The organism is Mesorhizobium sp. M1409, assembly GCF_040317535.1.
In the GTDB taxonomy this organism is placed as follows: Bacteria; Pseudomonadota; Alphaproteobacteria; order Rhizobiales; family Rhizobiaceae; genus Mesorhizobium.
In genome coordinates this window covers 1-5,269 of sequence record NZ_JAMYKV010000112.1, presented here as the reverse complement: position 1 = coordinate 5,269, position 5,269 = coordinate 1, and the positions used below count along the sequence as shown (strand labels likewise).

Genomic DNA, 5,269 nt, shown 5'->3' with positions numbered 1-5,269 from the left:
CATGGCGTTAGCTTTATCCGGCCGGTTCAGCGTCAACCAACAGACGTGCTCCGCATCCACTTCATACAAGAGATGCTCATATTTAGTGGTCTCAGGCGTGATGCGGTCCATCGATTCCTCCCAGTGAGTTTGGTTGATTGCTAAGCTGAAGCTAATCCCAGCTGGCGCTAAGCCGGCGCCATCGATAGCATACGTTTGGGTGTTCGCTCCGAGCAAAAAAGTAACCTGCCTGATGATTTTGTTTCGGCTGCCTGGCTTCATTTTCATCGCTAAAAAAGGGTCCAGACTTGCCGTGCCGAGCGTGATCGCCGTTCCGATGATGCACCCACTGCCAGCTTCGAAAGCAATCCCTAATTAGGAGCGTATTCCGCGCGAAAATCAGAATTTAAATCATTTGGCAGGTGACTTTTTTTCGCGATTACAGGGCTGGGCGCCATGATAGCGTGAGCTTTGAATTCACCTGGGCGGCGAATGCGTTTGGGTAATCTGGGTTGAGATATACCATGGTCTCCATAAAGAGCATTGTAGGTCGGCGGCTCGCTATAGGCGCCTTGACGCTATGGGTCGTGTCCCTGATCATTTTCGCTGGTATCCAGTTTCTGCCCGGAGACGTGGCCACTGAACTGCTAGGGCAATCAGCAACCCCGGAGACGGTGGCCGCGTTACGAAAGAGCCTTGGTCTCGATCTCCCAGTCTATGTTCGTTACTTTCACTGGCTCGGAGATATGTTACAAGGAAATTTCGGAACGGCGCTCGCCAGCGGCAGAGACATTGGGGAGATGATCCGGCCTCGGCTGTTCAACACCGTATTCCTTGCGCTAAGCGCCGCGGCGGTTTCCGTTCCCCTCGCGCTGCTTGGTGGCATCGTGACTGCTATCTACAGGAATACCCTCATCGACCGCGCAATCAATATAGTCACGCTTGCTTCGATTTCGTTTCCCGAATTCTTCGTGGCTTATACTCTAATCTTGATTTTGGCAGTGCATATGGGAGTGCTGCCAAGCCTTTCTGACGTCGACACCACGACCGGCCTTTTTGGCCGACTAACTGCGGTAGCCATGCCGGCCCTCACGCTTGCTGTGGCAGTGATGGCGCATATGCTGAGGATGACCAGGACCTCGATCATAAGCCTATTAGGCAACCAGTATATCGAAACCGCGCGGCTCAAGGGGCTCTCAGAGTGGCGCGTACTTGTCCGGCATGCTCTCCCAAACGCCTTTGCGCCGATTGCCAATGTCGTCGTCCTGAATCTAGCGTATCTGATCACCGGTGTCGTGGTCGTCGAAGTTGTATTTGTCTATCCAGGTCTCGGACAGCTCATCGTTGACTCCGTGCAGAAAAGAGATATTCCGGTCGTGCAGGCCTGCAGTCTAATCTTCGCTGCTACTTATATTTTGCTCAACCTTACCGCAGACGTATTGTCAATAGTTATGAATCCGCGCTTGATGCATCCAAAGTGATAACCGATTTTCGCAATAGATGAGCCTACAAACATGACCCTTCAGTCGCCGTTGATTCTCAGAAAAGGAGCCAGCAAGATCGCTTCGGCGCCGCTGAGCGCAAAATTCGGAATTGCTGTCATAATTATATATGCTCTGACCGCATTGCTGGCGCCATATCTGACTCGTTATGGCGAGGCCGAGATTGTGGGCACGCAATTCGAACCCTGGAGCGCACGGTTCTGGCTTGGAACAGACAATCTTGGACGAGACATGTTTGGGCGGCTCGTTTTCGGCGCGCGCAACACCATCGGGATCGCTTTGATCACGACGACGTTGGCGTTCTCCATCGGTGCTTCTGCCGGACTGGCTGCTGCAGCCCTCGCTGGATGGACGGATCAGATCTTGTCGCGGCTCGTCGATCTTATGATGTCGATCCCGCTACTCATTTTTGCACTACTCCTCTTATCGATTTTCGGAACCTCGATCCCTACGCTCATAATGGTTATTGCGGTCTTGGATTCCACTCGCGTATTTCGACTCACACGTGCTGTATCGGTCAATGTCGCGGTTTTGGATTATGTAGAGGTAGCCCGGCTCCGCGGCGAGGGAGCGATCTGGATTATGACCCGCGAGATACTTCCCAACGTCATGCCGACCCTCATAGCAGAGTTCGGCCTTCGGTTTTGTTTCGTCTTCCTGCTGATTAGCGGGCTCTCTTTTCTGGGGATCGGCATCCAGCCGCCGACTGCGGATTGGGGCTCCATGGTGCGCGAAACCTCAGCGTTGATTACCTATGGGGATATCACCCCCCTTCTTCCAGCCGGTGCGATCGCTCTTCTGGCAGTAGGCGTCAATCTGGTCGTGGATTGGTTTCTGCAATCTGCAAGCGGGCTCAAGGACTGAGATCTCAGGCTCTCCGAACACTGCTTCTTCTGTTCGCTAAACGGAGCAAACGGTCCCGGTAGGGACGATGGTTACCCATCGCCCCCCGGTCAGATCCGTACGTGCGGCACTACCGCATACGGCTCCTATCGCTCCTATCGGATGGAGGACGTCGGCGAGCCAGGACTGCGGGTCGATATCGTTCATCTTTGCGCTCACGATCAGGCTATAGAGAACGGCAGCGCGCTGTCCGCCGCGATCGAAACCGCAGAACAGCCAGGACTTTCTGCCGAGAGCGAAGACTGATTCATTATGCACCTCCTTTTCAAATGGCGGAAAACAGCGATTCCTGGTTGTCGTCGCGGATGCGACGCGGAGTATTGCGCGCCAAATCGGCCTTAGTCCGTTCGTCTACTAGATCGCTGGCGCGGATCGGATAGGGCGCGCCGCGCATGACCTGCTCGGCGGGCAAGAGGCCATCCCTGCGTGTTTCGGTAATTACCGGACACCCTTTTCGCTAAATCCCGGACAGTGATTTCGGTAATTCGCGGACAGCGTTTCCGCTAAATCCCGGACAGTTTTCGGGAGCGGATTTAACGGTCGGTTCTCGGCTGCGCCGTTCTGGCACTTTGGCCTCTCACGATGACTTTGAAAGGGGCCATGCCGAGACGGAAGCAAGCGAGACGAACGAGTGTGAGGGATATCCAAGCGATCTTGCGCCTGACCCATGAGCAGGGTCTTTCGGTGCGTGAGGTGTCAGAACGGCTGAAGATCAGCAAGACGACGGTATCGACCTATTTGCTGCGGGCGCGGGAGGCCGGGCTGGCATGCTGGCCGCTGCCGCCCGGCCACGACGAGGCGACGCTTGAGCGGCTGCTGTTTGGCCGTGCCGGTCGTCCGCCGCAAGACCTGAGCGAACCGGACTTTGCGCTGATCGCCAGGGAGTTGAAGCGCAAGGGGGTGACGCTGACGCTGTTGTGGCAGGAGTATCGCGCCGCCCATCCGGACGGCTACGGCTACACCTGGTTCTGCGAGCACTTCGCCGCTTTCGAGCGCCGGACGAGCGCGACATTCCGCAACCGGCATGCGGCGGGCGCGGTGATGCAGACGGACTATGCCGGGCAGACGGTGCCGGTGATCGATCCGGCGACCGGCGCCATTTACCCGGCGCAGATTTTTGTCGCGGTGCTGGGCGCCTCCAATCTGACCTTCGCCTTTGCCAGCTCCAGCCAAAAGCTGCCGGACTGGATCGAGGGCCAGGTGCGAGCGCTCGCCTTCTTCGGCGGTGTCACCAGAGCGATCGTATGCGACAACCTGAAGGCCGGTGTCGTCAAGGCGCTGTGGTTCGAGCCGACGCTGAACGCGACCTTTGCAGCCATGGCCGAGCATTACGATACCACCATCCTGCCGACCCGAAGCCGGAAGCCGCGCGACAAGGGCAAGGTCGAGGGCGCGGTGCTGATCGTCGAGCGTTGGATTCTGGCACGGCTCAGGAATAGATCCTTCTTCTCGATCGCCGAGCTCAACGCGGCGATCGCCGAACTGCTCGAGGATCTGAACAACCGGCCGATGCGCCATGTCGGCCAAAGCCGCCGCGAACTGTTCGAGGAGATCGAGCGGGCTGCCTTGAGGCCGCTGCCGGCAGCACCGTTCGAATACGCCGAGTGGAAGTCGGCGAAGGTGCATCCTGACTACCATGTCGAAGTCGACAAGACCTTCTACTCGGTGCCGCACCGGCTGATCGGGCGCACCGTCGAGGTGCGGCTTACTCGTCGAGTGGTCGAGATCTTCCACGATCACCAGCGTGTCGCCAGCCATGTGCGTCGCTCACAGCGTTCCGGTCATGTCACCGTCAACGAACACATGCCCAAGGCGCACCAGCGCTACGCCAACACCACGCCGGCCAGCCTGATCAGCCGGGCGGCCGGGATCGGCCCCAACGCCGCCATTCTGGTCGAGCGCATGATGCGCGACCGGCCGCATCCGGAACAGGGATATCGCTCGGCCATGGGCATCCTGTCGCTGGCGCCGCGCTATGGGCCGGAGCGCCTCAATGCCGCCTGCGAGCGGGCGCTGCTGATCAACGCGATCGCCTACTCCTCCGTCACCGCCATCCTCAAAGCCGGCCTCGACCGGGCCAGCTCCCCAGAACCGGCAAAGCCGACTCCCCAGCACGCCAACATCCGCGGCTCGACCTATTACCAGTGAAGGAAAGGAAGAAAGAATGCTGACGAACCCCACCCTCGACCAGATGCAATCCCTCGGTCTGGCCGGCATGGCTGCCGCCTGGCGCGAACTGGCCGAACAGAACAACGCCAACGAGCTCAGCCGTGATGAGTGGCTCGGCCTGATGCTCGACCGCGAGGTTGCCATACGGGCCGACAAGCGCGTCCGGAACCGGCTCGCCTCAGCCAGGTTGCGCTTTCCCGAAGCCTGCATCGAGGACATCGATTTTGCCGCGCGGCGCGGGCTCGACCGGCGCAGCACCATGGCCCTCGCCCAGGGCGAATGGCTGAAGGCGCATGAGAATCTAATCGTCACCGGCCAGACCGGAACCGGCAAGTCGTGGCTGGCCTGCGCCTTCGGCCGGCAAGCGGCACGGCTCGATCATTCCGTGCTCTATGTGCGCGTGCCGCGCCTGTTCGAGGATTTGGCGCTCGCCCGTCTCGATGGCCGCTTCCCACGCCTCATTGACAAGCTCACCCGCGCGCAACTGCTCATCCTGGATGACTTCGGAACCCACTCCCTCACCGACCAACAGCGCTTCCATCTGTTCGAAATCGTCGAGGAACGCTATCGCCGCAAATCCACCCTGATCACCGCCCAGGTCCCGGTAGCCAGATGGCATGACTTGATCGCGGACCCAAGCAGCGCAGGATACCCCTCTTGTTGATCGGTTGGTGTCTCATGTCACGGTGGTTGACCGTCGACACGCACTCTGTGGA

Annotated in this window: 4 protein-coding genes and 2 pseudogenes; 4 read left to right on the top strand and 2 right to left on the bottom strand. The window is 58.8% G+C overall.

Features of this window, described 5'->3' with window-relative positions; translation table 11 throughout:
* The first annotated feature begins 503 nt into the window (after positions 1–503).
* Together NKG99_RS35190 and NKG99_RS35185 are read left to right on the top strand one after the other, a co-directional pair.
* Positions 504–1,460 carry an ABC transporter permease gene (locus tag NKG99_RS35190; RefSeq protein WP_352826299.1) on the top strand — a complete coding sequence of 319 codons (957 nt, stop codon included), beginning with the start codon at positions 504–506 and terminating at the stop codon, positions 1,458–1,460.
* 33 nt (positions 1,461–1,493) lie between these two features.
* Entirely contained in the window at positions 1,494–2,345 is an 852-nt protein-coding gene (locus NKG99_RS35185) for an ABC transporter permease (RefSeq protein ID WP_352826298.1), read from the top strand.
* A 36-nt stretch (positions 2,346–2,381) separates the two neighbouring features.
* Here NKG99_RS35185 and NKG99_RS36125 read toward each other — a convergent pair.
* Both NKG99_RS36125 and NKG99_RS35175 read right to left on the bottom strand, forming a co-directional pair.
* Positions 2,382–2,621: pseudogene (locus tag NKG99_RS36125) on the bottom strand (transposase domain-containing protein); the annotation flags it as partial.
* 28 nt (positions 2,622–2,649) lie between these two features.
* A complete protein-coding gene (locus NKG99_RS35175; RefSeq protein ID WP_352826296.1) occupies positions 2,650–2,796 on the bottom strand; it encodes a hypothetical protein in 147 nt (48 codons plus the stop codon).
* Positions 2,797–2,984: 188 nt separating this feature from the next.
* Between NKG99_RS35175 and istA the strand changes: the two genes are divergently transcribed.
* Both istA and istB read left to right on the top strand, forming a co-directional pair.
* Positions 2,985–4,532: an IS21 family transposase gene (gene istA / locus NKG99_RS35170; RefSeq protein ID WP_352874041.1), complete on the top strand. Its 1,548-nt coding sequence runs from the start codon at positions 2,985–2,987 to the stop codon at positions 4,530–4,532.
* Between the two features lie 16 nt (positions 4,533–4,548).
* Positions 4,549–5,199 (top strand): annotated as a pseudogene (gene istB / locus NKG99_RS35165) (IS21-like element helper ATPase IstB); the annotation flags it as partial.
* Positions 5,200–5,269: the final 70 nt, after the last annotated feature.